Origin of the sequence: Methylobacterium sp. WL69, assembly GCF_008039485.1 — a bacterium.
Classification (GTDB): Bacteria; Pseudomonadota; Alphaproteobacteria; order Rhizobiales; family Beijerinckiaceae; genus Methylobacterium.
Window position 1 is genome coordinate 1 of the sequence record NZ_VRUZ01000011.1, and the last position, 25,415, is coordinate 25,415.

The 25,415-nt window shown below is 69.3% G+C and carries 22 protein-coding genes, 1 tRNA gene and 1 pseudogene; 12 read left to right on the forward strand and 12 right to left on the reverse strand.

Annotated features, from left to right (window positions below; translation table 11 throughout):
* The first annotated feature begins 50 nt into the window (after positions 1-50).
* Positions 51-126: transfer RNA gene (locus FV218_RS05335), tRNA-Phe, on the forward strand.
* Between the two features lie 408 nt (positions 127-534).
* Entirely contained in the window at positions 535-1,710 is a 1,176-nt protein-coding gene (locus FV218_RS05340; protein WP_147708962.1) for a Fic family protein, read from the forward strand.
* Positions 1,711-2,019: 309 nt separating this feature from the next.
* Here FV218_RS05340 and FV218_RS05345 read toward each other — a convergent pair whose 3' ends face one another.
* Positions 2,020-2,988: a helix-turn-helix domain-containing protein gene (locus FV218_RS05345; RefSeq protein WP_147708963.1), complete on the reverse strand. Its 969-nt coding sequence runs from the start codon at positions 2,986-2,988 to the stop codon at positions 2,020-2,022.
* Positions 2,989-4,243: 1,255 nt separating this feature from the next.
* A pseudogene (locus FV218_RS05350) lies at positions 4,244-4,633 on the reverse strand (hypothetical protein); the annotation flags it as partial.
* Between the two features lie 476 nt (positions 4,634-5,109).
* Here FV218_RS05350 and FV218_RS05355 point away from each other — a divergent pair.
* Positions 5,110-6,363: an adenosylmethionine--8-amino-7-oxononanoate transaminase gene (locus FV218_RS05355; RefSeq protein ID WP_147708964.1), complete on the forward strand. Its 1,254-nt coding sequence runs from the start codon at positions 5,110-5,112 to the stop codon at positions 6,361-6,363.
* 130 nt (positions 6,364-6,493) lie between these two features.
* A complete protein-coding gene (locus FV218_RS05360) occupies positions 6,494-6,883 on the forward strand; it encodes a response regulator (RefSeq protein ID WP_056089604.1) in 390 nt (129 codons plus the stop codon).
* Here FV218_RS05360 and FV218_RS05365 read toward each other — a convergent pair.
* From FV218_RS05365 to rfbF, 5 genes are read right to left on the reverse strand one after another with little or no spacing between them, the layout of a single operon-like run.
* On the reverse strand, positions 6,861-7,778 hold the full coding sequence (locus FV218_RS05365; RefSeq protein ID WP_147708965.1) for an NAD(P)-dependent oxidoreductase: 918 nt from the start codon (positions 7,776-7,778) through the stop codon (positions 6,861-6,863). The two genes, FV218_RS05360 and FV218_RS05365, sit on opposite strands and share 23 nt — an antisense overlap.
* Positions 7,775-8,305 (reverse strand): dTDP-4-dehydrorhamnose 3,5-epimerase family protein, encoded by a 531-nt coding sequence (locus tag FV218_RS05370; protein WP_147708966.1) that lies wholly within the window; start codon positions 8,303-8,305, stop codon positions 7,775-7,777. Before FV218_RS05370 ends, FV218_RS05365 begins: the two co-directional genes overlap by 4 nt.
* A 4-nt stretch (positions 8,306-8,309) precedes the next feature.
* Positions 8,310-9,539, reverse strand: a complete 1,230-nt coding sequence (locus tag FV218_RS05375; protein WP_147708967.1) for a class I SAM-dependent methyltransferase — start codon at positions 9,537-9,539, stop codon at positions 8,310-8,312.
* Positions 9,540-9,544: 5 nt separating this feature from the next.
* Entirely contained in the window at positions 9,545-10,648 is a 1,104-nt protein-coding gene (gene rfbG, locus FV218_RS05380) for a CDP-glucose 4,6-dehydratase (RefSeq protein WP_246684997.1), read from the reverse strand.
* A gap of 60 nt (positions 10,649-10,708) precedes the next feature.
* Positions 10,709-11,476 carry a glucose-1-phosphate cytidylyltransferase gene (rfbF, locus tag FV218_RS05385; protein ID WP_147708968.1) on the reverse strand — a complete coding sequence of 256 codons (768 nt, stop codon included), beginning with the start codon at positions 11,474-11,476 and terminating at the stop codon, positions 10,709-10,711.
* 320 nt (positions 11,477-11,796) lie between these two features.
* Between rfbF and FV218_RS05390 the strand changes: the two genes are divergently transcribed.
* The gene (locus FV218_RS05390; protein ID WP_147708969.1) at positions 11,797-12,420 is read left to right on the forward strand and encodes a MarR family winged helix-turn-helix transcriptional regulator; all 624 of its coding nucleotides are present in this window, start codon (positions 11,797-11,799) and stop codon (positions 12,418-12,420) included.
* Positions 12,421-12,430: 10 nt separating this feature from the next.
* On the opposite strand, the gene FV218_RS23390 is transcribed toward FV218_RS05390, so the two are convergent.
* Positions 12,431-13,450, reverse strand: coding sequence for a gamma carbonic anhydrase family protein (locus tag FV218_RS23390; RefSeq protein WP_056089615.1), 1,020 nt, complete (start codon positions 13,448-13,450; stop codon positions 12,431-12,433).
* 183 nt (positions 13,451-13,633) lie between these two features.
* On the opposite strand from FV218_RS23390, the gene FV218_RS05400 reads away from it, so the two are divergent.
* Positions 13,634-14,101 carry a molybdenum cofactor biosynthesis protein MoaE gene (locus FV218_RS05400; protein WP_056089618.1) on the forward strand — a complete coding sequence of 156 codons (468 nt, stop codon included), beginning with the start codon at positions 13,634-13,636 and terminating at the stop codon, positions 14,099-14,101.
* 92 nt (positions 14,102-14,193) lie between these two features.
* Positions 14,194-15,393, forward strand: a complete 1,200-nt coding sequence (locus FV218_RS05405; protein ID WP_147708970.1) for an AI-2E family transporter — start codon at positions 14,194-14,196, stop codon at positions 15,391-15,393.
* 13 nt (positions 15,394-15,406) lie between these two features.
* Here FV218_RS05405 and FV218_RS05410 read toward each other — a convergent pair whose 3' ends face one another.
* A complete protein-coding gene (locus FV218_RS05410) occupies positions 15,407-16,348 on the reverse strand; it encodes a site-specific tyrosine recombinase XerD (RefSeq protein ID WP_281407799.1) in 942 nt (313 codons plus the stop codon).
* A complete protein-coding gene (locus FV218_RS23130; protein ID WP_056089629.1) occupies positions 16,345-16,497 on the reverse strand; it encodes a hypothetical protein in 153 nt (50 codons plus the stop codon). Before FV218_RS23130 ends, FV218_RS05410 begins: the two co-directional genes overlap by 4 nt.
* 264 nt (positions 16,498-16,761) lie before the next feature.
* On the opposite strand from FV218_RS23130, the gene FV218_RS05415 reads away from it, so the two are divergent.
* The 4 genes from FV218_RS05415 (at position 16,762) to FV218_RS05430 (ending at position 20,300) form a co-directional block, all read left to right on the forward strand.
* Positions 16,762-17,379 carry a shikimate kinase gene (locus tag FV218_RS05415; protein ID WP_056089631.1) on the forward strand — a complete coding sequence of 206 codons (618 nt, stop codon included), beginning with the start codon at positions 16,762-16,764 and terminating at the stop codon, positions 17,377-17,379.
* Positions 17,376-18,494 (forward strand): 3-dehydroquinate synthase, encoded by a 1,119-nt coding sequence (gene aroB / locus FV218_RS05420; RefSeq protein ID WP_147708972.1) that lies wholly within the window; start codon positions 17,376-17,378, stop codon positions 18,492-18,494. Before FV218_RS05415 ends, aroB begins: the two co-directional genes overlap by 4 nt.
* A 76-nt stretch (positions 18,495-18,570) precedes the next feature.
* Positions 18,571-19,290 carry an allophanate hydrolase subunit 1 gene (locus FV218_RS05425; RefSeq protein ID WP_056091397.1) on the forward strand — a complete coding sequence of 240 codons (720 nt, stop codon included), beginning with the start codon at positions 18,571-18,573 and terminating at the stop codon, positions 19,288-19,290.
* A 2-nt stretch (positions 19,291-19,292) separates the two neighbouring features.
* Positions 19,293-20,300: a biotin-dependent carboxyltransferase family protein gene (locus tag FV218_RS05430; protein ID WP_056089637.1), complete on the forward strand. Its 1,008-nt coding sequence runs from the start codon at positions 19,293-19,295 to the stop codon at positions 20,298-20,300.
* A 55-nt stretch (positions 20,301-20,355) separates the two neighbouring features.
* Here FV218_RS05430 and FV218_RS05435 read toward each other — a convergent pair whose 3' ends face one another.
* On the reverse strand, positions 20,356-21,720 hold the full coding sequence (locus tag FV218_RS05435; protein WP_147708974.1) for a HAMP domain-containing sensor histidine kinase: 1,365 nt from the start codon (positions 21,718-21,720) through the stop codon (positions 20,356-20,358).
* Positions 21,721-21,745: 25 nt separating this feature from the next.
* Positions 21,746-22,477: a response regulator transcription factor gene (locus FV218_RS05440; RefSeq protein ID WP_147708975.1), complete on the reverse strand. Its 732-nt coding sequence runs from the start codon at positions 22,475-22,477 to the stop codon at positions 21,746-21,748.
* A 295-nt stretch (positions 22,478-22,772) separates the two neighbouring features.
* On the opposite strand from FV218_RS05440, the gene FV218_RS05445 reads away from it, so the two are divergent.
* Positions 22,773-24,962 carry a TonB-dependent siderophore receptor gene (locus FV218_RS05445; RefSeq protein WP_147708976.1) on the forward strand — a complete coding sequence of 730 codons (2,190 nt, stop codon included), beginning with the start codon at positions 22,773-22,775 and terminating at the stop codon, positions 24,960-24,962.
* Positions 24,963-25,415 lie beyond the last annotated feature (453 nt).

Genomic DNA, 25,415 nt, shown 5'->3' on the forward strand with positions numbered 1-25,415 from the left:
CCTCTATACCCCCCCTCCACAGGCGGTGCCGCTCACCCGAACCGCCCGTTGCCCAGGTAGCTCAGTTGGTAGAGCATGCGACTGAAAATCGCAGTGTCGGCGGTTCGATCCCGTCTCTGGGCACCATTTTTACTTTTTGCCAGATTTGAGTTTTTCGGGGCAACCTGACGAGGCGTATGACTCGGCTTTGATGCTCGGGAGACTACGTTGCTGCTTCGATCAGCGTCTCGCCCCAAGTGCAGCTTTCAGAGTCCGTCGAGGTCGGCTTCCGACAGACTTGGGAAAACGCTTTTCGCGAAAAGTCCGCTGAGCCTGGGGCACCCTACGATCGAAAGGCGTTACGCCTTCGCGCGATCGTTTTGGAATAACATCTCAATTTTCACGATCTAGGTGGCGCACGCCTCAATGCCCCATGCATTTCGAGAGCGGCAGGCAGCCTTCAGGGGTTTTCAGTTCCCTTGAAGTCCGTTTCCCATTTTATAGGAATGGGGCTATTTCCTATAATCTCTTCGGCGCGAATTATAGGAGCGAGCGGTGAAATCCGACGCGTTCGTGGAGCCGGCCACAGGCCATTTGGTTTCGACCATAGAGCGGCAGCTGGCCTTCGTGCCGGCACCGTTACCACCGCGGATAAATATGGCGAATATTGCGCTTCCACTTGCAGGAGCGATGCAGGCTATCGGAGAACTTCGAGGCGCAAGCCGCCGCTTGTCCAACCCATACATTCTTATCCGTCCCCTGCAACGGCGAGAGGCCCTTACGTCCTCGGCCATGGAGGGAACTTTCACCACAACGGACCACCTGCTTCTGGCCGAGGTTGGCGTTGAGACTCAGACCGACGAATCCACAAAAGAAGTATTCAATTATCTAAAAGCTCTGAACGAGTCTTTTTCACTCCTTCGAACCCTTCCGATATCGCATAGAGTGATAAAACGCTCACACGAAATACTTCTTAGCGGACTTAGCGCCGCACGCGGGGCGCGCAAAAAGCCGGGCCAGTACAAGTCCGACCAGAACTGGATTGGAGGCTACACGATCGATAAGGCGCGGTATGTGCCTCCACCTCCCGCAGAGACAGAAAAGTGCATGGACGACTTAGAACGCTATATTAATAGGGGCGAAATAAGTCAGCCGGAAGCTCTTATCGACCTTGCCTTGGTGCACTATCAACTGGAAGCCATTCATCCGTTTTCCGACGGCAATGGACGGGTTGGGCGGATGCTTGTTTCCCTCATGGCCGTGCACAGCGGCCTTCTGGATATACCAATATTGTATATGAGCCCCGCACTGGAAAACATAAAAGACAATTATATTGATTTGATGTTTGATGTCTCAACAAAGGGCAATTGGGACGATTGGCTGTGCTTTTTCTTCGATCGTGTCTGTGCATCTTGCAAGGAGACCGTGCAAACCGTCGATCGGCTCATCGATTTGCAGACTATATATCGCGAGCGTGCTGCGGCTTCCTCCCGATCCGCAAATGTAATCACTATTGTCGATCACCTGTTTGAGCGGCCGGCCCTCACAGTGACCGACGCAGCAACAAAACTGGGCGTGACATACCCTGCAGCGAAATCCACAATAGACAAGCTTGTCGAAATTGGCATTCTTGCCGAACATGCCGGCGCGTATCCGAAGGTCTATTTCGCACCAGAAATTCTAAAAGCCTCCAAAACTCCGTCAGATGACAGTTCTACGGGCGGGGAATAACTGCAGTCAAACGCCCATGCGCCGCCAGCTTGTCCACGTGGCGACAGTCGTCGTACCTGCGACAGGCCGGGCGGTCCACACGGACCGCCGCGCTTCGCGAAGCGTGCTCGCTGCGAGCACCCCTTCGAACTCGGCGATTGGCATGCAGAAGATGATCGCCCTCCGCGTTTCGGCTTCGGCGCCCATGGGCATCATGGCGACGATCCCTTGGGCCCATGCCCGCTCGTCAGGCCCAATCGGGGAAGAACCGGGGGAAGGAGTCTTGAGCCCGAAGCCGGATCGTGTCTTCGTTCGCCGCCCCGCCCCCCCTCACGCGTCCATCCGCAACCGGGCATGCTCCCTGTAGTCGCGCGGCGTCATGCCGAAGCGATCCTTGAAGCGCCGGGAAAAATGCGACTGGCTTGAGAAACCGCAGCCATAGGCCAGATCGGCGATCTGCCGATGCGCGGACCCGCGGTCGGCCAGGCGTCCCGCGGCGATGTTCAGCCGGCGCTCCCAGATCCACTCGGCGATCTGGCGCCCCTGCTCCTTGAACAATTCCTGGAGCCGACGCAGGGACACGCCCATGGCGGCCGCGAGTTGGGCCGGATCGAGGGTCGGGTCGCCGATATGCGCCTCGACATAGGCCTTGGCCCTCTGGACCACGAGGGTCCCGTGCAGGGATCGGGGCACCTCGCGGGCGAGACGGTCGGCCATGCCGGCCACGATCAGGTCGACACCGATCGAGCCCATGCGCGCCGCCGTATCGGGGGACAGTTCGTGTCGAATCCGGATCAGTTCGGCGAAGAAGCTGGTCACGAGGCTCGTCGAAGCCTGCTCGGCTTCGAGGGTCAGCGACGTGTAGATCTTCGCGTTTCCGAGAAGATTTTCGATCTTATGCCGTGGAACGCCTAGGTTGAAGTCCTGACTGAAGTCGCGCAGATGCAGATCCAGCGGCCCGACTTCCCGGATGACGATATCCCCGGGCCGCTGAATCGAGGTTCGATCATGTTGCAGGGTCTGCGCAACGCCCCGTGTCCTTAAACTGACCGTCAGCGTGTCGTCCCTGAGATTCTTCTTTCGGACGACGTTGTCGCGAATTGTGTACCGCGCCGAACCAGTCTGCGTGAAACGATTGACCGTCATGTTTCCGATACTGGACAGCTCCAGCCGGGCTTGGAACGGCCCGTCCTCGTCGCGCGAGCCCTCGATGGGAAAGTACTTCTCGCGGAGCCGTTCACACCATGGATCGAAGGTGTTGCCGGAGGGGGCTTCGTCGGTCGTCAACACGGTCTGCATTCATCGCATTCCACTTCGCGTCGCGGCAGCCGTGCCTGCGCCGGGCGTCTCGGATCACGCCTCCACCCGCCGGGCGTGCCGCGCCCCCCTGCGCCGAACCGGCCCCCGCCTCGGCGCAGGGCACGCCAAGTCCGTCTCACGCGTCCACGGACACGCAACTTCAGTATGCAGAGCCCGTATGTCCACCCGTGATGGGTGTATAGACAGACGAGGAGTAGTGATCCTAGATTTGGTAATTGATAAACGCAAATCCTGTCTTCAGGATGCATTCGAGACCGATTCGACCCGCGCGCACCGTCGATGCGCCGCGACACGCACCCTGAACAACGAATCGAAATCATCCGCTCGCCGCCCCTCCGGCCCCGCGAAGATCAGTGAATTCTGCAGGTTTCGATCGTTGTCCGTTCGACGGATCGTCGGCGGACATTTTCAACTTCGTCCGCGACGAACCTCCTTTGCGCACGTCTTGCCGGACATCGAATTCAAACTCCCCTCCATGGGCCGACTCTATTTGATGCCCCCCACCGCGATGATTGCATAAGGCCGTCTCATGACATGATATCATGTCACAGTCGGGCGACGCGGGCCATTCCATTTTCCGGGTCGGGCGGGTTCGGTCCCGGTGTCCGGTGGCTCTCGGATTCACCCATCCGCCCGGTGGCTGATATCGAGCGCCACACTGAGCCGATTCCATGCAGCGGCAGGCATCCGGCTGCGGGCGGAAGGCGCACCGGGGCTCCCTCTCCTTCCAGGCTACGGCATTCACACATCTCAAGGGCAGCGCGGGTCCCCTCTCCTGGAAGGAGAGGGACAGGGTGAGGTGTGTGACCTTTCCGGAGAGACCTCTCACCTCACCCCAACCCTCTCCTTCCAGGAGAGGGAGCACCGGTGGGCCTCACGCCCGCATCCGGATGCCGTCGGGGGCCCTGTCTCCGCACGAGATCGGCTCGTTCGCAATTGTGTGAATCCAGTAGCCTGTTTGGGAGAGGGGACCCGCGCTTCCCGCGAGATGTGTGAAGGCCGTAGGTCCGGTGGAGCGGGCTCGACGGCAACCGGTCGGGCTCGGCGGACCCCGCCGTGCGGACGGCTTCGTCGGGCGTGAGCCCGCGCGGGGTCTTGGGGCAGCGGGCGAAGGGGCAGATGAAGTCGACGGATGCGCGATCCGGGGTTTCCGCCTCGGGAGCTTCCCTCGACGGCGCATGGGGGCCGTCCGCCACGTCAAGCGTGTCGGATGGGGCCTCGCGCCCGGCCCGGCTCAGGCCGCGCGGACCGTCGACGGGAAGCGGGAGATTTCGGCGCCGAGGTGCTCGGACTGGTGCGAGAGCTCGGACGCCGCCGACAGCACCTGACCGGCCGCCGCCCCCGTCGCCTCGGAGGCTTGCGCGACGCCCGCGATGTTGCGCGTGACGTCGCCCGTGCCGGTGGAGGCCCGGGCGACGTTGCGCACGATCTCCTGCGTCGCCGCGCCCTGCTGCTCCACGGCCGTCGCCATCGAGGTCGTCACGCCGTCGATCTCGCGGATGCGCGTCGCGATCGAGCCGATGGCCGCGACCGCCTGCCCGGTCACGCCCTGGATCTGGCCGATCCGGCTGCCGATCCGGCTGCCGATCCCCTCGGTGGCCCGTGCCGTCTGGGCGGCCAGTTCCGACGATGCCGGCGAGGCCGACCACGAGGGCCGCGAAGCAGAGCAGGCCGGTCAGCCGGCGTGCGTGCGTCTGCGTCTGCCGCCGCGATCCGGGCCTTGTCGCCTCCGGCCGCGCTCGCGGACACTCGGCATCCAGGTGTGGGAGAGATCCGGCGCATCGGCGTTGACCGCGCGCAGCCGCATCGCGCCGATCAGACCGTGGGCGAGCGGTCCGGTCACCACGGGTCCACTCGGTGTTCTCAGAACGCATGAGACTTGGATGTTCATCGGAACGCCTTCCCTCGGCGAGGATATTCAACGAGATTTATCTGAATTAAAAACTTAAATACGATCTTTGAGACAACTTCTCGACAGATTAGACTCCTCGATGGAAGCTGCGGGGACAGTGAACCTCGATCCGCCGTTCGCGCCCCGGACGCGGACCGGCGCGCCGGCACCGCCTTGACCCGGGCGCGCCGCGCTTCCATCCCACCGCCATGACCACTCCGCGCGACCACCTCTGGCGGCCCTACACGCAGATGAAGACTGCCGCCCCGCCCCTGGAGGCGGTGCGGACCCACGGCACCCGCATCGTGCTGGCCGACGGCCGCGAGCTCGTGGACGGCATCGCCTCGTGGTGGACGGCGGCGCACGGCTACAACCACCCCCATATCCGCGCCGCCGTCGCCGCCCAGCTCGAGGCCATGCCGCACGTGATGTTCGGCGGCTTCACCCACGCCCCGGCCGAGGGCCTCGCCGCCCGCCTCGCCGCCGTCCTGCCGGGCGACCTCGACCACGTGTTCTTCTCGGATTCCGGCTCGGTGGCCGTCGAGGTCGCGTTGAAGATGGCCGCCCAGATGTGGCTGAACCGGGGGGTCGCCGGGCGCACCCGCTTCCTCGCCTTCCGCGGCGGCTACCACGGCGACACCCTCGGGGCGATGTCGGTCTGCGACCCGGAAGAGGGCATGCACCGGCGCTTCGGCGCCTACCTGCCGACTCAGATTTTTTGCGATTTGCCGACGAGCGCCGAGCGGAGTGCGGCCCTCGATGCCTGCCTCGCCCGACACCGCGAAACCTTGGCGGCGGTGATCGTCGAGCCCCTGGTCCAGGGGGCCGGCGGCATGCGGATGCATCCCCCCGAAGTCCTGGCCGAGGTGGCGCGCGTCGCCCAGGCCCACGGCCTGCCCCTCATCGCCGACGAGATTTTTACCGGGTTCGGCCGCACCGGCACCCTGTTCGCCTGCGAGCAGGCCGGCATCGTCCCCGACATCCTGTGCCTGTCGAAGGCTCTGACCGGGGGCACGATGGCGCTCGCCGCCACGGTGGCGACCCGCGCCGTGTTCGACGCGTTCCGCTCCGACGACCCCGCCGCCGCCCTCATGCACGGCCCGACCTTCATGGCCAATCCGCTCGCCTGCGCGGCCGCGAATGCCAGCCTCGACCTGTTCGAGGGGGAACCCCGCCTCGCGCAGGGCCGGGCCATCGGGGAGCGCTTGGAGGCCGGCCTCGCCCCCCTGCGCGGCCGGCCCGGCCTCGCCGACGTGCGGGTGCTCGGCGCCATCGGGGCGGTCCAGTGGACCGAGGTGCCGGACCTCGCCGCGGTCAAGCGGCGCCTCGTCGAACGCGGCGTCTGGGTCCGGCCGTTCGGCGACATCGTCTACCTCACGCCGGCCCTCACCATCGACGAACCGGACCTCGACCGGCTCATCGAGGCCGTCGTGACCGTGGTGTGCGACGCGACACCCGCATGAGGCCTGCAACCCGCGGCGCGTTTTCTCGTTGCACCAGGGTCGGGAGCGGCGCGCGGGCCCCGTGGACCGTTACGGGTCCCCCCGTGGAACGTCGCGGGCCGCATTCCATGGAACGGGCGGAGGGTGCATCGTGGTGGATGAGACGACGGGCTCGGACGACGATCGGCCGGTGATCCTCCTCGTGGAGGACGAGGCGGTGACCATCATGGATCTCGGCGACGTCCTCGAGGATGGCGGCTACGAGACGGTGCAATGCGCCTCCGCCGAGCGGGCGCTGGGCCTCCTGCAGGAGCGCCCCGATATCCGCGGGCTGATCACCGACGTCGAATTGTCGGGCAAGACCAACGGGTTCGACCTCGCCAACGCGGTCTCGGCGGCGCGTCCGCACCTGCCCATCGTCATCGTCTCGGGGCGGGCCGCGCCCGATCCCGAGCGGATGCCCCCGGGCGCCCGCTTCATCGCCCGCCCGTGCACGGGCGAGGATATTCTCCATCAGCTCAAGGGCTTGCTGCCGGCCTGAACCCTCGGGCGCGGTGGTCCCGCCACCACGCCAGGGTGTCGTCGAGACCGGTGTCGAGGGTGAACCGGGGCCGGAAGCCGACCTCGTCCCGGAGACGCGCGACGGCGGCCTCGATCACCGCCGGCTCGGACGGCCCGAGCGCTTGGGCGCCGTAGTCGAGGAGGTCCGGCCGGCCGGTCCGCTGGGCCAGTCCGTCGAGGAGGGTGCGCACGGGGACGGCCGTCCCCGAGCCGATGTTGACGGCGCCCGTCACCGGGCCGTCGAGGAGCGCCGCCAAAGCGCCTGCCGCATCAAGGACATGCAGGAAATCGCGGCGCTGATGTCCCGGCGAGGTCGGGAACGCCTCGCCCGCCAGGAGGGCGTGGGCCGCGTCGCTGACGAGGCGGCCCCGGCGCTCACCGGGGCCGTAGAGGTAGAACAGCCGTCCCCACGCGAAGGACAGGCCGACGCTCGCGGCATAGGCCGAAAGAATTCGGCGGGTTCCGTCCTTGGCCGCGCCGTAGAGGGTCGCGGGACGACAGGCGCTCGTCGCCTCATCGAAGCGTGGAGAATCCCAACGATACTCGGCGCAGGTCCCGGAGACGACGAGCCGCCGGCCGCCGGCCTCGACAAAGCTTCGGGCGAGGTCGAGGCTGGCCGCGACCCAGTCGAGGTTGCTTGGCGAGGTCCAGTACCGGCCGGGCTCGGCGTCCCAGGCCAGGTGCAGGAGGTGGCTCGGCGCCACGGCGGCGACGAGGGCGCGGCGCTGGGCTTCGTCGAGGAGGTCGGCGGCATGGACGACGGCGCCGAAGATCGGCGCGCGCGCGACGGCATGGACCGCGTAGCCGCGCGCCACGAGGGCCGGCACGGCGTGGCGGCCGACGAACCCGGACGCCCCGGTGACGAGGACCCTCACGCGCTCCAGTCCGGATAAGCGAGATCGCGCTCGGCGATCACCGCGACGGGTTCGGGCCACGCCACGTCGAGGGCCGGGTCGTTCCAGCGCAGACCCCGGGCGCTGCCGGCGACGTAGGCGCGGTCGATCATGTAGAGCATCTCGGCCGCGTCGGTGAGCGCCTGAAACCCGTGGGCGAAGCCGGCCGGGATGTAGAGGGCGCAGCGGTTGTCCGCCGTCAGCTCGGCGGCGAAGCTCTTGAGATAGCTCGCGGAATCCGGCCGCAGGTCGACGATGACGTCGTGGATGGCGCCCGCCGTGCAGCGCACGAGCTTGGTCTCGGCGTGGGGGGAAGCCGAGAAATGCATCCCCCGCACGGTGCCGCGCCGGGCGTTGAACGACACGCTCGACTGGGCGAAGGCGCCGACGAGACCATGCGCCGCGAACTCGTCCGCGCAGGCGGTGCGGGCGAAGAAGCCGCGGTCGTCGGACAGGGGCTCGGGCCAGACGCGGTAGGCGCCGGCGAGGGGGGTTTCCTCGAAGCGCATGGCGTCAGGTCACGCTGAGGCGCGGAATCGCCGTGACGAAGCGCCCGCCCCAGTCGCGGATGGCGGCCATCTCCCGGGCGATCTCGTCCTTGAGGTTCCAGGGCAGGATCAGGACGTAGTCCGGCCGCAGGGCGAGCAGGTCGTCCGGCGAGACCACGGGAATCCGGCTGCCGGGCAGGAGGGTGCCCTGCTTGTGCGGCGAGCGGTCGGCCACCGCCGCCACGAGCTCGGGGCCGATGCCGCAATAGTTGAGGAAGGTGTTGCCCTTGGCCGCCGCCCCGTAGGCGCAGACCTTCGCGCCCTTCAGGCGCAGGTCGGCCAGGAAGGTCAGCGTCGCGCACTTGATCGCCACCACGTCCTCGGCGAAGGCCGCGTAGCCCTCCGCCGCGAACAGGCCGCCGACCCGCTCGGCCGCGCGGACGCGCTCCACCGCCGGGGCGGTCGAGTGCCCGGCCCCGGCATGGCCGAAGAACACCCGCAGGGAGCCGCCATGGGTCGGCAGTTCCTCGACGTCGAACACCCGCAGGCCGTGTTGCTCCAGGATGCCCGACACCACGCCGAGGGACAGATACGAAAAATGCTCGTGGTAGATGGTGTCGAACTGGCGTTCCTCGATCATCCGCAGGAGGTGCGGGAACTCGAAGGTGCCGGCCCCCTCGGGCTTCAGGAGGATGCGGAACCCCTCCACGAAGTCGTGGATGTCGGGCACGTGGGCGAGGACGTTGTTGGCCGCCGTGAGATCGGCGGAATGGCCTTCGGCCACCAGACGCCGGGCGGTCTCGGCGCCGAAGAACGCGACCTCGGTGGGCACGCCGCGGGACACGGCGACCGCGGCCACATTCGCCGCCGGCTCGACGCCGAGCGCCGGGATCCCGCGCGCGACCACGTATTGCAGGAGGTAGCCGTCGTTGCTCGCCACCTCCACGACCTTGCTGTCGGCCCCGAGACCGAAGCGGGCCTGCATCGCCGCGACATAGGCCTCGGCATGCGCCAGCCAGCCGGCGGAAAAGCCTGAAAAGTAAGCGTAATCCGAAAAGATCGCCTCCGGCGTCTCGAAGGCTTCGAGCTGCACGAGGTGGCAGGTGTCGCAGACGAAGGCGTGGAGCGGGTGGAACATCTCGCCCCTCCCGGCCCGGTCGGCCGGCACGTAGGCGTTGGCCAGCGGCGACAGGCCGAGATCGGCCACGGTGCGGGCGAGGGGCGCGCCGCAGGCGCGGCAGGCGGGTCGGGTCACGGCGCTCACGCTCCCAGGGTCTCGTAGGCGCCGATCTGCGCCAGGGTCAGGTCGAGGGCCGAGGCCCCCTGCGCCTGGGCCCGGTGCCAGGACGTGGTCCAGGCGAGGGCCGCGTCGAGGCGCAGGCGCCGGTCCCAGCCGAGGGTGGCGCGGGCCTTGGAGGCATCGACCTTGAGGAAGGTCGCCTCGTGCGGATGGGTCTTCTCGGACAGGTGCCAGGCGGCACCCTGCCCCCAGGCCTGGGCCAGGGTCTCGACGACGGACGAGACCGGCCGGCAATCCTCGTCGGCCGGGCCGAAATTCCAGGCCTCGGCGACGGACGCCCCGTTCCGGGCGCACAGGGCCTCGGCGAGACGCAGGTAGCCGCTCAGGGGTTCGAGGACGTGCTGCCAGGGCCGGGTGGCATGGGGCGCGCGGATCTCGACGGAGCGGCCGGCCAGGAAGGCCCGGACGATGTCGGGAATCAGCCGGTCCTCGGACCAGTCGCCGCCGCCGATGACGTTGCCGGCCCGGGCCGTGGCGACGCGGCAGTCGCGCTCGGCGAGGAACGAGGCGCGGTAGGCGCCGGTGACGAGTTCGGCGCAGGCCTTGGAGCTGCTGTAGGGATCGTGGCCGCCCAGCGCCTCGGTCTCGCGGTAGCCGTAGGGCCATTCGCGGTTGGCGTAGGCCTTGTCGCTCGTCACCACCACGACGGCACGCACGGACGGGGTTTCCCGCACGGCCTCCAGTACGTGGGCGGTGCCCATGACGTTGGTGGCGTAGGTGGCGAGGGGATCGCGGTAGGACGGGCGCACCAGGGCTTGGGCGGCCATGTGGATCACGATCTCGGGACGCGTCGCGGCGAGGCATGCGCGCACGGGCTCCAGGCCGCGGATGTCGCCGAGATGCGAATCCATGCGCCCGGAGAGGCCGGCGCCGTCGAACAGGTTCGGGCGGGTTTCGGGCGGCAGGGCGAGGCCGCTCACCCGCGCGCCGAGGCGTTCCAGCCACAGGCTCAGCCACGCGCCCTTGAAGCCCGTATGCCCGGTGACGAGCACCGAGCGTCCGGCCCAGAAGGCCGGGTCGGGGTTGCGGGCACCCGCGTTCGGCGAAGGAATGGGACTCTGCAAGCCGTCGCGTCTCCGGATCGCGACTCCCTACACCGGGACGGCGCCGGTGTCAGTTCGCGCCTACCAGCATTTCCACGGCGCCTGCCCGCCGGCCCACAGGGCCTCGAGGTGGTTCTTGTCGCGCAGGGTATCCATGGCCTGCCAGAAGCCGGTGTGGACGTAGGCCGAGAGTTCGCCGTCGCGGGCCAGGCGCTCCAGGGGCTCGGCCTCCCACACGGTACTGTCGCCGGCGATGTGATCGAGGGCGGGCGGCGACAGCACGAAGAAGCCGCCGTTGATGGTCGCCCCGTCGCCCGCCGGTTTTTCGCGGAAGCTGCGCACGGCGCCGCCGTCGAGTTCGAGGGCGCCGAAGCGGCCCGGCGGGGTCACGGCCGTGAGCGTGGCGAGACGCCCGTGGGACTTGTGGAAGGCGGCGAGCGCCGTGAGATCGACATCGGCGACGCCGTCGCCGTAGGTCATGAAGAAATCGTCGTCGCCGAGATAATCGCGTACCCGCTTGAGACGGCCGCCCGTCATGGTGGTCTCGCCGGTCTCGATGAGGGAGACGCGCCAGTCCTCGGCGGCGCTGCGGTGGAAGTCGACATGGCCCGCTCCGACGTCGATGGTCACGTCGGACAGGTGCAGGCGGTAGTTCAGGAAGAACTCCTTGATGACGTAGCCCTTGTAGCCGAGGCAGATCACGAACTCGCGCACGCCGTGGGCCGCGAAGATCTGCATGATGTGCCACAGGATCGGCCGCCCGCCGATTTCCAGCATGGGTTTCGGCCGGGTCACCGTCTCTTCCGACAGGCGCGTCCCGAGACCGCCCGCGAGGATCACTGCCTTCATGGTTTCCCCCGCCCGCCCGCGTGCGGCGGCCCACGATTAGTCGGGGGGGACCGACCCGTCCAGGCAGACCGCCGGCGACGAAATCCCGGGCCGTGTCACATCGGCGTCACGACTCCCCTGGCAGATGCCGAGTCGGCGATGGACGGGCCCGGAAATTCCGGCGCGGACCCACCGTTTGCGCGCTATGATGCGAAGGGAACGCGGCGATGCGGGCGGTTGACGAGCGATCCGGCCCCGAGGCGATCCTGGACCGCGCGCCGATCGCCGACGGACGTTCCCTTGCCCTTCCCCATTCCCTCCTCCCGGGTGCCGAGCGGACCATGAGCAAGTCGGACAAGCGCATCCGCCCGCCGGGGTCCAAGGGCGATTCCGAGCAGGGTGTCCCGGGATCGAAGGATGCCCCCGGGTCCAAGAATGTTCCCGGGTCGAAGATCGTGCCTGGATCGAAGAGCGTCGGCTGGGCCCTGGTCCAGGCGGCGCGCCTTCACCGCTCGCGGGTCGGCGACCGGCTCGCGGCCCTCGACCTGTTCGCGGGCCAGGAACAGGTGGTCCAGGCGCTGGCCGCCTCCGGCACCATGACCATGGGGGATCTGGCCGCCACCCTGCGGGTGCGCCCGCCGACGGCCTCGAAGACCATCTCGCGCCTCGCCGCCCTCGGCTTCGTCGAGCGCCGGGCCGAGGCGGGCGACGGGCGCATCGTGCGCGTGCGTCTCACCGAGATGGGGCTCGCCAAGGCCGAGGCCATCGAGCGGATCGGCGAGGCCGTCGAGGCCGAGCTGCTCGCCGGCTTCGACGGCAAGGAGCGCCGCCGCCTGCGCAAGCTCCTGCGCAAGGCCGCCCGCAACCTCGCCGCCATCTCCGGCGCCCTGGGCCACGAGGTCGAGGGCGACGCCGAGATCGACGAGGACGACGCGGAAGCCGATGGGATCGTCTCGGCGCTCTGAGCCGGCAATCCTACAGCATCGCGTCCTGAGCGAGGCGATACGCGCGCCCGAGCTCGCGGTAGCCCTCGACGACGCGGGCCATCATCGTGCGCTTGCCCTCGTCGAGGGGGCCGAGGACCCGGGCGGGTCGCCCGCCCCAGAGGTGGCCGCCCTCCAGCAACTGGCCCGGATCGGTGGTGGCGCCGGCCGCCAGCAGCACGTCGTCGGCCACCACGGTGCCGGGGGCGACGACGCAGCCGATGCCGATGAGGCTGCGCGCACCGATGCGGCAATCGGCGAGCCGCACGTTGTGGCCGATGGTGGTGTCGCGGCCGATGACGACGCCCTCGGCACGGGTGCGGATCACCGTGTTGTCCTGGATGTTGGTGTCGGCACCCACCACGATGGGACCGACGTCGGCGTTGAGATCGCAGGAGAACAGGACGGTCGAGCCCGCCCCGAGGGCGATGCGGCCGCGCAGGCGTGCCGTGCGGGCGACGAACACGCTCGCCTCCGTCTCGGCGGCGTCCGCCTCGGGCGGCTGGGGCAGATCGCCGGAGGCCTCGCGCAGGCGCTCGGCCCGCTCGGCGATCTCCGGCAGGGTGATGGGGCGCAGGGGCTTGGCCGGGCTGCCCGCATAGGCGAAGCCGGCCGCCAGGTGCCCGCGGGGAAACACCGTGGCGCCGGCCTCGATGAGCACGCCATCCTCCACCGTGGCCCCGTCGAGGACGATGACGTCGTCCTCGATCACCACGTCGGAGCCGACGGTGCAGGCATGCACCACGGCGTTGCGGCCGACCGTCACCCGGTCGCCCACGCGGGTCGCGTAGGACTGGGTGGCGATGTGGACCGTGGAGCGGTGTCCGAGCCAGAACCGTTCGCCGACGGTCACCACCTGCCCGTCGGCGCGGATCACGCTGTCGTCGCCGAGCCAGGCCTGCGCCCCAAGGGTGGCGGCGCCGATCACCGTGCTGCCGCGTCCGCACCAGACGGGCCGAGCGGAGAAGACGGGCAGAACGCCGTCATGGGACAGGATCAGGTCGGGGGTCACGCGGGCGGTCTCCTTCGAGGCCCGGTGGCGCGGACCGGGACGAGGGGCATATAGGTCTTTCGGGACCGGGCGGACATGCTCGGCCGCGAAGCGGCGTTCGCGGCGTGGGGTCCGCGCCCACCAATGTCCTGTCGCCGCGCCGTGCTCAAGAGCAATCGAGCGCCCCCGTACCAGCGAGCCGCCATGACCGCACCGACCCCCGACGTCAGCATCCAGGCCGAGCCCTTCGACGTGGCGCACGAGATCGCGGCCCTGACCCGCGACCTCCAGGGCCGGGCCGGCGCCATCGTGACCTTCACCGGCCTGTGTCGCGACGAGGACGGGCGTCTCGCGGGCCTCGAACTCGAACACTACCCCGGCATGGCCGAGGCCGAGATCGGCCGGGTGGTGGAGACCGCCCGCGCCCGCTGGCCGCTCCAGGGGGTGCGGGTCATCCACCGCCACGGCCTCGTGGCCCCCGGCGACGGCATCGTCCTCGTGATCACGGCAGCGGGCCACCGGATCGCGGCCTTCGAGGCGGCGAGCTTCCTCATGGACTACCTCAAGACGCAGGCACCGTTCTGGAAGCGCGAGCACCTCGTCGGCGGCGCGGTCGGTGGCTGGGTCGAGGCGACGCAAGCCGACGAGGCCGCAACCGCGCGTTGGCGCTAGGGCGTCCACAGGCAAGCCGTCGCCCGGCCTTGTGCCGACGGGCCCCGCATGTGCCGGGTCAGCGCCCGATCTCAGGAGTTCACCCGATTTCCATGCCCGATACCCGGCCCGACACCCGGCCCGATCCCCATGCGGCCCCGCCAGGGGCCGGCCCGCAGCCGCGGGGCTGGTCCCATGCCGTCTCGGGCATCGCCATCGTGGCCTTCGCCGCGTTCCTGGCCCTCGCTTGGAGCGCGGTCTCGACGCTGATGCTCATCTTCGCCGGCATCCTGCTCGGGGTGTTCCTCGACGGATTGACCCAGCTCCTCGGCAAGGTGCTGCCCGCCGGGCGCGGCCTGCGCCTCAGCCTGGTCAGCCTCGTGCTCGCCGGCCTCAGCCTGTCGATGGTCGCCTTCGGCGGCGCGACGATCATGCAGCAGGGCCGCGACCTCGGGCAGACCGTGGCGTCCCAGGCCGGCACCGTGCGCGACCGGCTCAAGGCGTACGGCATCGACGTGCCCGGCCTCTCCGCACCGAAGACGGCGCCGGACGGGCAAGCCACCCCGGAGGATGGCAAGGACAAGGACGGGTCCGACCCCAAGGGCAAGAAGCAGGGTGGCCTCGCCGGCCTCGCCTCGGGCGCCATGGAGAGCCCGGGCTCCCTCCTGTCGGATGCCGGCAGCGTCCTCGGTCCGGCGGCCAGCGTGGTGATCGCCCTGTTCGGGGCCCTGGGCAACGTCCTCGTCATCGTGTTCCTCGGCCTGTCCTGCGCGGCCGATCCGGGTGCCTACCGCGACGGCCTCGTGCGCTTCGTGCCGCCGCGCCACCGCGAGCGGGCGCGGGCCCTCCTCGACGGCATGGGCGAGACCCTGCGGCACTGGCTTTTCGGCCAACTCATCACCATGGCGGTGATCTTCCTGTGCACCTGGGCGGGCCTGAGCTTCCTTGGAATCGGCGGAGCGCTGATCCTCGGCCTCCAGGCCGGTCTCCTCGCCTTCATCCCGACCATCGGTCCCCTCATCGCGGGCGTGGTCATCATCCTGGCGGCCCTGGCCTCGGGCCTCACGGCGGTCCTCGGCGCCCTGGGCGTCTACCTCGCCGTGCAGACCCTGGAGAGCTACGGCCTGACGCCGTACATCCAGAAGCGGGCCCTCGATATCCCGCCCGCCACCATCTTCGCCGGGCAGCTCGTGCTCGGCGTGCTGTTCGGCCTGTGGGGCATCGCCCTGGCCCTCCCCCTGATGGCGGTGATCAAGGTGCTGCTGGCGCAGCTCTACATCGAAGACACCCTGAAGGAGGACGCCGAGGCCTGAAGGGGCGCCGCCGTCAGGCGGGCTCGTCCTCGGCGTCGGACAGGGGGTGGAGATCGCGCACCATCCCCTTCAGGCGCTCGTCGAGGATGTGGGTGTAGATCTGGGTCGTGGCGATGTCGGCATGGCCCAGCAGCTCCTGCACGATGCGGAGATCCGCGCCGTTCTGCAGGAGGTGGCTGGCGAAGGCGTGGCGCAGGACGTGGGGACTGACCCGGTCCGGGCGTAGCCCCGCCGCGGCGGCGACCTCCTTGAGGTCGCGGGCGAAGGATTGCCGCGTGAGGTGTCCGCTCGCGCTGTCGGCGGGAAACAGCCACGGCCCGTCGGGACCCGGGCGGGCGAGGTGGTCGCGCATGGCGGCGCGGGCCATCTCCGTCAGCGGCACCAGGCGCTCGCGCCCGCCCTTGCCCTTGACCACGAGGTAGCGCTCCCGCGTCGATCCCGCCGCCCGCGGCAGGGCGATGAGCTCGGAGACGCGCAGCCCCGTGGCGTAGAGCAGTTCGATGAGGCACAGCATCCGCCGGCTTCGCCCCGTGCCGTCCGCCTCGGCCTGCCCCCGGGCGGCGGCCAGGAGGGCGTCGACCTCGGTGACCGACAGCACCTTGGGCAGCGTCCGGCCCTTGCGCGGCGCGGCCACGGGCGCGCTCGGGTCCCCCTCGGCGAAGCCTTCCGCGTAGAGGAACCTGTGGAAGCCGCGGATGCAGGAGAGGCGCCGGGCGGCGGAGGCCGCGGAGAGGCCGCGGGTCTCGAGGTCCGCCATGTAGGCCCGCACCGGCCCGGCCTCGATCCGCACGGGGTCGCGGCCGTCACGGGTCAGGGCGGCGAGATAATCGGACAGGTCGCGGCGATAGGCGCTGAGGGTGTTGGCCGCCGCCCCGCGCTCGGCGGCGAGCATGTCGAGGTAGCCCTGGATCAGCGCCTCGCCCGACGGGTCCTCCGACGTCGGCGCCGTGCTCACCGGCCGGGGGGCTGGAGCTTGGACGCCGGAATCGTCACGCTCATCTCGCGCGGCGTCGGCACCACCAGGGTCGCCAGGGCGAACAGGCCCGCGAAGGCGAGGCCGCCCAGGATGGCGAGGGTGGCGAGAAAACGGAACAGGGTCGGCACTCGGACGAACCTCGATCGCGGGGCGCAAGGGGGAGGGAAATGCGGCGCCGATGGCGCAAGGGCAAGTCATCGGTGACAAGTCATCGGTTGCACCATGGAGGGCGCGCCGTGGCAATGACTTCGCGGCCACAGGTTGCGGCGCAATAGGCGCGTCGCTGCGCCGGGACGCGGGCGGACCATCGGGTTTTCGTGCACGCCCCGCGGGCGCCGCTTCGCCCGATCCTCAAAACGCGCTAAGACCCGCGCAACGATGCGAAGAAGCCGATGACCGAAGCCGAGCCTCAGGGCACCGCGCCCCCGGGCGACCCCATCGAACTGCGCCTGCGCCGCGCCCTGGGCGACCGTTCCATCGTGCTCGTCGGCCTCATGGGGGCCGGCAAGAGCACGGTCGGCCGGCGCCTGGCCTCACGCCTCGGCCTGATGTTCCGGGATGCCGACATCGAGATCGAGACGGCGGCCAAGCTGACGATCCCGGACATCTTCGCCATCTACGGCGAGCCGAGCTTTCGCGATGGCGAGGAGCGGGTGATCGCCCGGCTCATGCGCGAAGGCCCCCTGGTCCTCGCCACGGGCGGGGGCGCCTTCATGCGCGCCACGACCCGGGAGCGGATCGCCGAGCGCGGCGTCTCGATCTGGCTCAAGGCCGAACTCGACGTGCTCATGCGCCGGGTCCGCAAGCGCGGCGGCCGTCCCCTTCTCCAGACCGAGGACCCCGAGGAGACCCTGCGCGGATTGATGGAGGTGCGTCACCCGGTCTACGCCACGGCCGACGTGGTGGTGGTCTCCCGCGACGTCGCCCACGACCGCGTGGTGCAGGACGTGATGGAAGCCCTCGACGCCCATCTCAACGGCGCCCGCCACCAAGGAATCGCAGCCCAGTGACCGACCGCCTGACGGTGGGCGTCCCCCTCGACCAGGGCCGCGCCTACGAGATCCTCATCGGCCGTGGCCGGCTGGACGAGGCCGGGGCGCGGATCGCGGCGCTGGGCGCACGGGCCGCCGTCATCGTCACCGACACCAACGTCGCCGCCCTCTACGGCGAGCGCCTGAGCGCGAGCCTGGAAGCGGCGGGCCTGCGCTCCGGCCGCGTCACCGTGGCGCCGGGCGAGGCCTCGAAAAGCTACGCGACCTACGCGGAGGTCTGCGACGGGCTGCTGGCCCACAGGGTCGAGCGCGGCGACATCGTCGTGGCTTTGGGCGGCGGCGTCGTCGGCGATCTCGCGGGGTTCGCCGCCGCCACCCTCCGGCGCGGCGTGCGCTTCGTCCAGGCGCCAACCTCGCTCCTGGCCCAGGTCGACTCGTCCGTCGGCGGCAAGACCGGCATCAATTCGCCGCTCGGCAAGAACCTCATCGGCGCGTTCCACCAGCCGCGCCTGGTGCTCGCCGATACCGGCACCCTCGACACCCTGTCCGAGCGCGAGATGCGCGCCGGCTACGCGGAAGTCGCGAAGTACGGCCTCATCAACGACGCGGCGTTCTTCGACTGGTGCGAGGCGCATTGGGCCGGCATCTTCTCCGGCGGCCCGGAACGCGACGAGGCCGTGGCGATCTGCTGCCGGTCCAAGGCCGGCGTGGTGGTGCGCGACGAGCGCGAGGACGGGGAGCGCGCCCTGCTCAACCTCGGCCACACCTTCGGCCACGCCCTGGAACGCCTGACGCGCTACGACTCCGCCCGCCTCGTCCATGGCGAGGGCGTCGCCATCGGCCTCGCCCTCGCCTTCCGGTTCTCGGCCCGCCTCGGCCTGTGTCCGGGCCAGGATGCGGGCCGCGTCGCCAACCACCTGGCCCTCGCCGGCCTGCCCACCACCCTCGGGGCGGTGCCGGGCGGCTGCGGCGACGCCGACACCCTCCTCGACGCCATGGCGCAGGACAAGAAGGTCCGCGACGGGGCGCTGACCTTCATCCTCGCCCACGGGATCGGCCGGAGCTTCATCGCGCCCGGCATCGATGCGGCCGAGGTCCGAGCCTTCCTCACGGACGAACTGCGCACCGACTGAGCCTGTGGCCATCGATCCGACGACCAACCGCGATCCCACCGGCCGGACCGTGCCGGGGGCCGCCCGGGGACCGAGGGTGGCGAATGCTCCCCGCCTCCTCGATGTCGGCGAAGCCGCGCTCGTCGTCGAGTTCGGGCAGGCCGTCGATCCCGCCGTGCACGACAGGGTCCTCGCCCTCGACGCCGCCCTGGGCGCCGCCTCGGTGGCCGGGCTGGGCGAATGCGTACCGACCTACCGCTCGCTGACGATCCACTACGATCCCCTGATCCTCGACCGGGCACAGCTGTGCCGGACCGTCACGGACCTCCTGGCCTCGGCTGTCCCGCGGCCGCGGGCCGGACGGCTCTGGACGGTGCCATGCTGCTACGATCCGGCGCTCGCCGAGGACATCGAGGCCGTCGCCGCGTGGGCCGGCCTCCCGGCGGCGCAGGTCGCCGCGCGCCATGCCGCCGCCGATTACCGCGTCTACATGTACGGCTTCGCGCCGGGCTTCGCCTATCTCGGTGGCCTCACCGCCGATCTCGGCATCGCGCGACGCGAGAGCCCGCGCCCGCCCCACCCCGCCAACGCCATCCTGATCGGCGGCGGCCTCGCGGCCGTGGCGACCGTGCCGATGCCGACGGGCTGGTACGTGATCGGCCGGACCCCCGAGCGGCTCTATTCCGGGGCCCGCCGCCGGACCTTCCTCGTCGAGGCCGGGGACACCCTGCGGTTCGAGCCCATCGACGCCGCGACCTTCGCCGGGCTCGAGGGGCGGGCCGCCGGCGGCGAGATCATCGCCCGGATGGAGGGCTGACGATGGACGCGACGCTCAGCATCCTGTCGGCCGGCGGCGGCATCACCCTCCAGGACGCGGGACGCCACGGCTACCTGCGCTACGGCATCACGCCGGCGGGGCCCATGGACCCCCTCGCCCATGCCGGCGCCAACCGGGCCCTGGACAATCCGCCGGACACCACCGCCATCGAGATCTCCCTCGGCGGCGTGTCCCTGACCGTCACGGGCGCCGCCCTCGACGTCAGTCTGGTCGGCGGCGGCTTCCGCATCGATCACGACGGCTGGCCCCTGCCCTGCGCGACGGCCCTGACCCTGAAGCCGGAGGCGCGCCTGACGGTCCGGGCCGGGCCGACGGGCGCGTGGTGCTACCTCGGCGTCGCGGGCGCCATCGATGTGGCGCCGACCCTCGGTTCGACGGCGACCCACACCCGGTCCGGGATGGGCGGCCTCGACGGCCGGGCGCTCCGGGCCGGCGACGCCGTGCCCATCGCACGGCCCCGCGCCGCCCTCGGCGAGCCCTCGATCCTCGAACTCCCTTGGCTCGATCGGCCGCCGGGGACGATCCGCGTCGTCCTCGGTCCCCAGGACGATCACTTCGACCCGGCGGTCGTCGCGGCCTTCCTCGCCGGTCCCTGGCGCATCGGCGCCCGGGGCGACCGCATGGCCTGCTTCCTGGAGGGCGACCCGATCCGGGCGCGGGACCACAACATCGTCTCCGACGGGATCGCCATGGGGGCGATCCAAGTGCCGGGCACGGGCCAGCCCATCGTCCTGATGGCCGATCGGCAGCCGACGGGCGGATATCCGAAGATCGCCACCGTGATCGGCGCCGATCTCGGACGCCTCGCCCAGGCGCGGGCCGGCGACAGCGTGCGCTTTGCCGCCGTCTCGGTTTCGGAGGCCGTGCAGGCGCGGCGCCTGGCGCAGGAAGCCCTCGCCGGGCCCATCGGGCGCCGGCCCCTCGTGCGGACCGACTTCACCTCCGAGTTCCTGCTGGCCCGAAACCTCATCGACGGCGTGGTGGGATAGGCTCGCCGGAACGGCGGCACCGGGCCGACCGCCAAGTGGCCGGTCACGCGGCCCATCACGCCGACGGCGGGAAGGTCACGCGGACCCGCAGGCCGGGCTGGTTGTCCGCGAGCGTCAGGGCGGCGGCGTGCAGCTCCGCCACGGCCGCCACCAGGGGCAGGCCGAGGCCGTGCCCCTTCGCGCCGCGGCTCTTCTCGACGCGATAGAAGCGCCGCAGCACCTTGTCCCGCTCCGAAGCGTCGATGCCCGGCCCGTCATCGGCCACGGCCGCGACGACGCGCCCGCCGGCGCAGGTCAGGTCCAGGGCGATGGTCGTCCCCACCGGCGTATGGTGCAGGGCGTTCTCGACGAGATTGGCGAAGAGCTGGACCAGCAATTCGCGGTCGCCGTCGATGCGGATATCCGGCTCGACCGTGCAACGCAGCCGGCGCCCGCCATCCTCGACGGCGGGCGCGTAGGCCTCCCCGACGGTGCGCAGGACGTCCGACAGGTCGATCGACCGGAAGCCGGCCCGCCGCGCGCCGGCCTCGATCTGCGCGATGCGCAGCAGGGCCGTGAAGATCTCCAGGATCTCGTCGATCTCCCCCACCGCCCGATCGATGGACGCGCCGTACTCGGGAACCGTCGCGGCCGTCCTGCCGGAGGCGAGCAGGCCGTGCCGCAGGCGGGTGAGCGGCGTGCGCAGATCGTGCGCGACGTCGTTGGTCACCTGCCGGAGCGTCTCCAGCAGGCCGGCGATCCAGTCGAGCATCCGGTTCAGCGTCAGCGACAGCCGGTCGAAATCGTCGCCCGATCCCGACAGGGCGATGCGGCGCCCGAGATCGCCCGCGATGATCGCCTCCGCCGTGCGGGTCACCGCATCGACCCGGGCGAGCAGGCGGCCCGAGACCACGAGGCCGAGGCCGAGGCCGAGGGCGACCGACGCCGCCAGGGCGATGGCGAAGGCGCGTTTGAGGATCGCGCTCACCTCCCTGATGCCCTGGAGGTTGTCGGAGACGACGAGGACCGTCCCGTCGCCGAGCCTGTGCGTCGCCGCGATCATCGGCTGGGCAAGCCTGCGTCCGCCGATCTCGGAGACCGGCCGCGCCGCCGTATCGGCCTGCCCCGCGAGGGCGGCGAGATCCGGGTTGCCGATCCCGACCCGACCATCGGTCTCGACGATCGCGTGGCTCATGCGGCCGCCCCCGCGCGCGAACCGCCCGTTGAGCGCCACATCCAGGTCGACGCGCCCGCCATGGACGAACTCGTCCACCAGCGCACCGATCTCGTTGTCGATCCGCTGCTGGGCCTGCTGCCGGAGCGCGGAGGTCAGCTGGATCTCGACCAGGACCCCCAGCACCGCCACCGACGACACGAACGCGGCCGTGTAGAGCAGCGCAAAGCGGAAGCCGACGCTGCGGACGAGCTTGTGCCGGGTCACGTTTCCGCCAGGCCGCGCAGGGCGATCATGCGGGGCGGTCACGCAGGATGTATCCGGAGCCGCGCACGGTCTCGATCAGCCCGCGGTCGAAGGTCCGGTCCACCTTGGCGCGCAGGCGGCTCATGTGGGTTTCGACGATGTTCGTCGTCGGGTCGAAGTGGAAATCCCAGACGTTCTCGAGGAGCTGGCGGCGTGTCACCAGGGATCCGGCATTGCGCATCAGAAACTCGAGAAGCCGGAATTCCCGCGGCTGCAGATCGATCGTGCGGCCGGCACGGCGCACGGCGCGCGCCATCAGGTCCATCTCGAGATCGGCGGCACGCAGGACCGTCACCACGGTGGCGATGGGCGGGCGGCGGGCCAGGGCGTTCACCCGGGCGAGCAGTTCGGCGAAGGCGAAGGGCTTGACGAGATAGTCGTCTCCCCCCGCTTCGAGGCCCTCCACACGATCGTCGATGCCCGACATCGTGGTCAGGAACAGCAGGGGCGTCGGAATCCGTGCTGCGCGCAGCCGCCGCGTCAATTCAAGACCGTCGAGCCCCGGCAGCATGCGATCGACGATAGCGACGGCATGGCCGCCCGCGAGGGCAAACTTCAGGCCGGATGGTCCGTCAGCGGCGCGTTCGACGGTGTGCCCGGCCTCCGTCAGCTCGAACGCCACGAATTTGGCGGTCACCGCATCGTCCTCGATCAGCAGGATCCTCACGACGCCCGCTCCACGGGGGGGTGCGCGCGCCCAGCGAATGAACCGGCGCATCTGTTGTTTGAACGCAACATATTGATGGACCCGAGGCTTAAAGTTTCAGTTCCAGCCTCTCATTGCCGGGACGTGACATAAATCAGAGAACTTCATGAAGCACTACCAAGTCGATCGCAACAAATCTTGATTTTCATACTAATAATAATAGTTCTAAACTAGAAACGTTGGCAATCCGTAATTTGACCCCTCCCCGAGTGACGACGCCTAAGCGATCCTGGGACGACAAGCCTCGCGGAACGTTGGGGCACCGTCCTTGGGCGTCATCTTGGCGGTGGGGGTTTTATCCGTGGCAATGAAGATCAGGCGCGCTCTGGCGCAGTCATTCCTGGCGACGACGGCGCTCGCCTCCGGCATCGGGTTCGGTTCGCTCGACGCCCGCGCGCAGGCGCCGACGCCGGCCCGCGGCACGCCCGTGCAGCCCTTGGCGGGCGGAGCCGTGACCCTCGACCAGCTCAGCGTCGAGGGCCAGGGCGGCACCAGCGTCGGCTACCTGACAAAGCGGACCCGCAGCGCGACGAAGACCGACACGCCCCTCATCGACACGCCGCAATCGGTGACCGTCGTCACCCAGGCGCAGATCCGCGACCAGGGCTTCCAGTCCATCGAGGAGGCGGTGCGCTACGTGCCGGGCATCATCCCGCATCAGGGCGAGGGCAACCGCGACGACCTCATCATCCGCGGCCAGCGCTCGAACGCGGACTTCTACGTCAACGGCGTGCGCGACGACGTCCAGTATTTTCGCGACCTGTACAACACCCAGCGCATCGAGGTGCTCAAAGGGCCCAACGCCCTCGTCTTCGGGCGCGGCGGCGGCGGCGGCGTCATCAACCGGGTGCTGAAGGAGGCCGACGGCATCCCGATCCGCGAGATCCTGGTCCAGGGCGGCCAGTACTTCAACAAGCGCGTCGCCGTCGATGTCGGCGACCGGGTCAGCGACAGCGTGTTCTTCCGCATGAACGGCGTGTTCGAGGATACCGGGACCTATCGCGACTTCGTCGATATCCGCCGCTACGGCTTCAATCCGACGATGACCTTCCTGCTCGGACCGGCAACGACCCTGAAGCTGTCGTATGAGTACTTCCACGACGAGCGAAACACCGATCGCGGTATTCCCTCGCAGTTCGGCCGGCCGTACAATTACCGCAACAACATCGGGACGTATTTCGGCAATCCGGGCTTGAGCTACGCCAGGGTCGATGCCAACATCGCCACCGCGACCCTCGACCATCTGTTCGATTCCGGCGTCGCCGTGCACAGCACCCTGCGGTTCGCCGATTATCAGAAATTCTATCAGAACGTGTTTCCGGGCAGCGCGGTCAACGCCGCCGGGACATCGGTTAACATTACCGCGTACAACAACGAGACGCCGCGGACGAACTACTTCTCCCAGAACGACTTCACCTACAAGTTCGACACCGGATTCCTGAAGCACACGCTCCTGGCCGGGTTCGAGCTCGGCTACCAGGAGGGGCGCGCCTTCCGTGAGGAAGGCTTCTTCTCCAACGGAACCTCGACACTCGCCGTCAACCCGCTTTTTCCAACGTCGCGCGCGCCGGTGACCTTCCGTAACATCCCGACCGGCGCCAACAGCCGCTACAACCTCGGGCTCGCGGCCGTCTATGCGCAGGATCAGATCGAGATCGGGCCGCACCTTCAACTCATCGGCGGCCTGCGCTACGACCACTTCGATTTCACGGCCAACAACCTGAACGCGACCGGTGCCACACCCGTCCGCACCAACCGGATCGACAACCTGCTCTCGCCGCGTGCCGGCATCGTGCTGAAGCCCCTCGAAAACCTCGCTTTCTACGGCAGCTACAGCGTCTCCTACCTGCCGTCCTCGGGCGACCAGTTCGGCTCCCTGGCGCCGGGTCTGGCGATCTCGCAGCCGGAGCGGTTCGAGAATGCGGAGGTCGGGATCAAGTACGACGTCTCGCCGGCGCTCCAGCTCACCGGCGCCCTGTACAACCTCGACCGCTTCAACCAGCGTCTGAACGACTCGAACCGGCCGGGCCTCTTCCTGCCCACCGGCCAGACCAACACGCAGGGCGCCGAGATCGGGGCCAACGGCTACGTCACCGACTGGTGGCAGGTGGCCGGCGGCTACGCCTTCACCGACGCCACCATCACCAGCGGCTTCGGCACGGCGGCCCAGGGCTTCCGGCCCGGAAACCGCGTCGGCCTCGTGCCCTTCAACGCCTTCACCCTGTGGAACAAGTTCGACGTGACGCGGGAATTCTCGTTCGGCATCGGCTACATCCAGACCGGGCACACATTCGCCTCGTCGGACGACACGGTGCGGCTGCCGGGCATCACCCGGTTCGATCTCGGCCTGTTTTATCGGGTCAACGAGTTCTGGCGGGCACAGGTCAACATCGAGAACCTCTTCGACCGCCGCTACATCGCCACGGCCGACGGCAACAACAACATAGGTCCCGGTGCGCCGCGCCTCGTCCGCTTCCAGGTGATCGCACGGTTCTGAGGGCGAGCGCACCTCCGGCGGCCCGGCACGCGATCCTGTTCCGGGCCCCGTCACGGGGAAGCCGCAGGCGCGGATCACCCCTCGTGCCGGGGCGCCGACCAGGGGCGGCCGAACGGACCGCCTTTCCTCCGCATCGACATGAACGGGCGGCGTTCGCGTCGATGCGACGGATCCTTGCACCGGCCCACCGTATTTGAACCGGTTGCCATGGGTCGGTTCGTGACGATGGATTTTGACGTCCCTCGCCGATGAGACCGACGTGACGTCATCGTGAACCCGGCCTGCACGGCCTCGCCCGCGCGGTGGCGCCCGCCATACCCCGGGAATCGCACGATCGTCCCGGAGAGGGGCCAGTCTGCCGCCAGGGCCTGCTCCATCCCGATACCCGCCGGAGGCCTGAGCCTTTGAGCGGAATGACCAGTTGGGATAGCGTTCCAATCGTGCCGAGCCGGC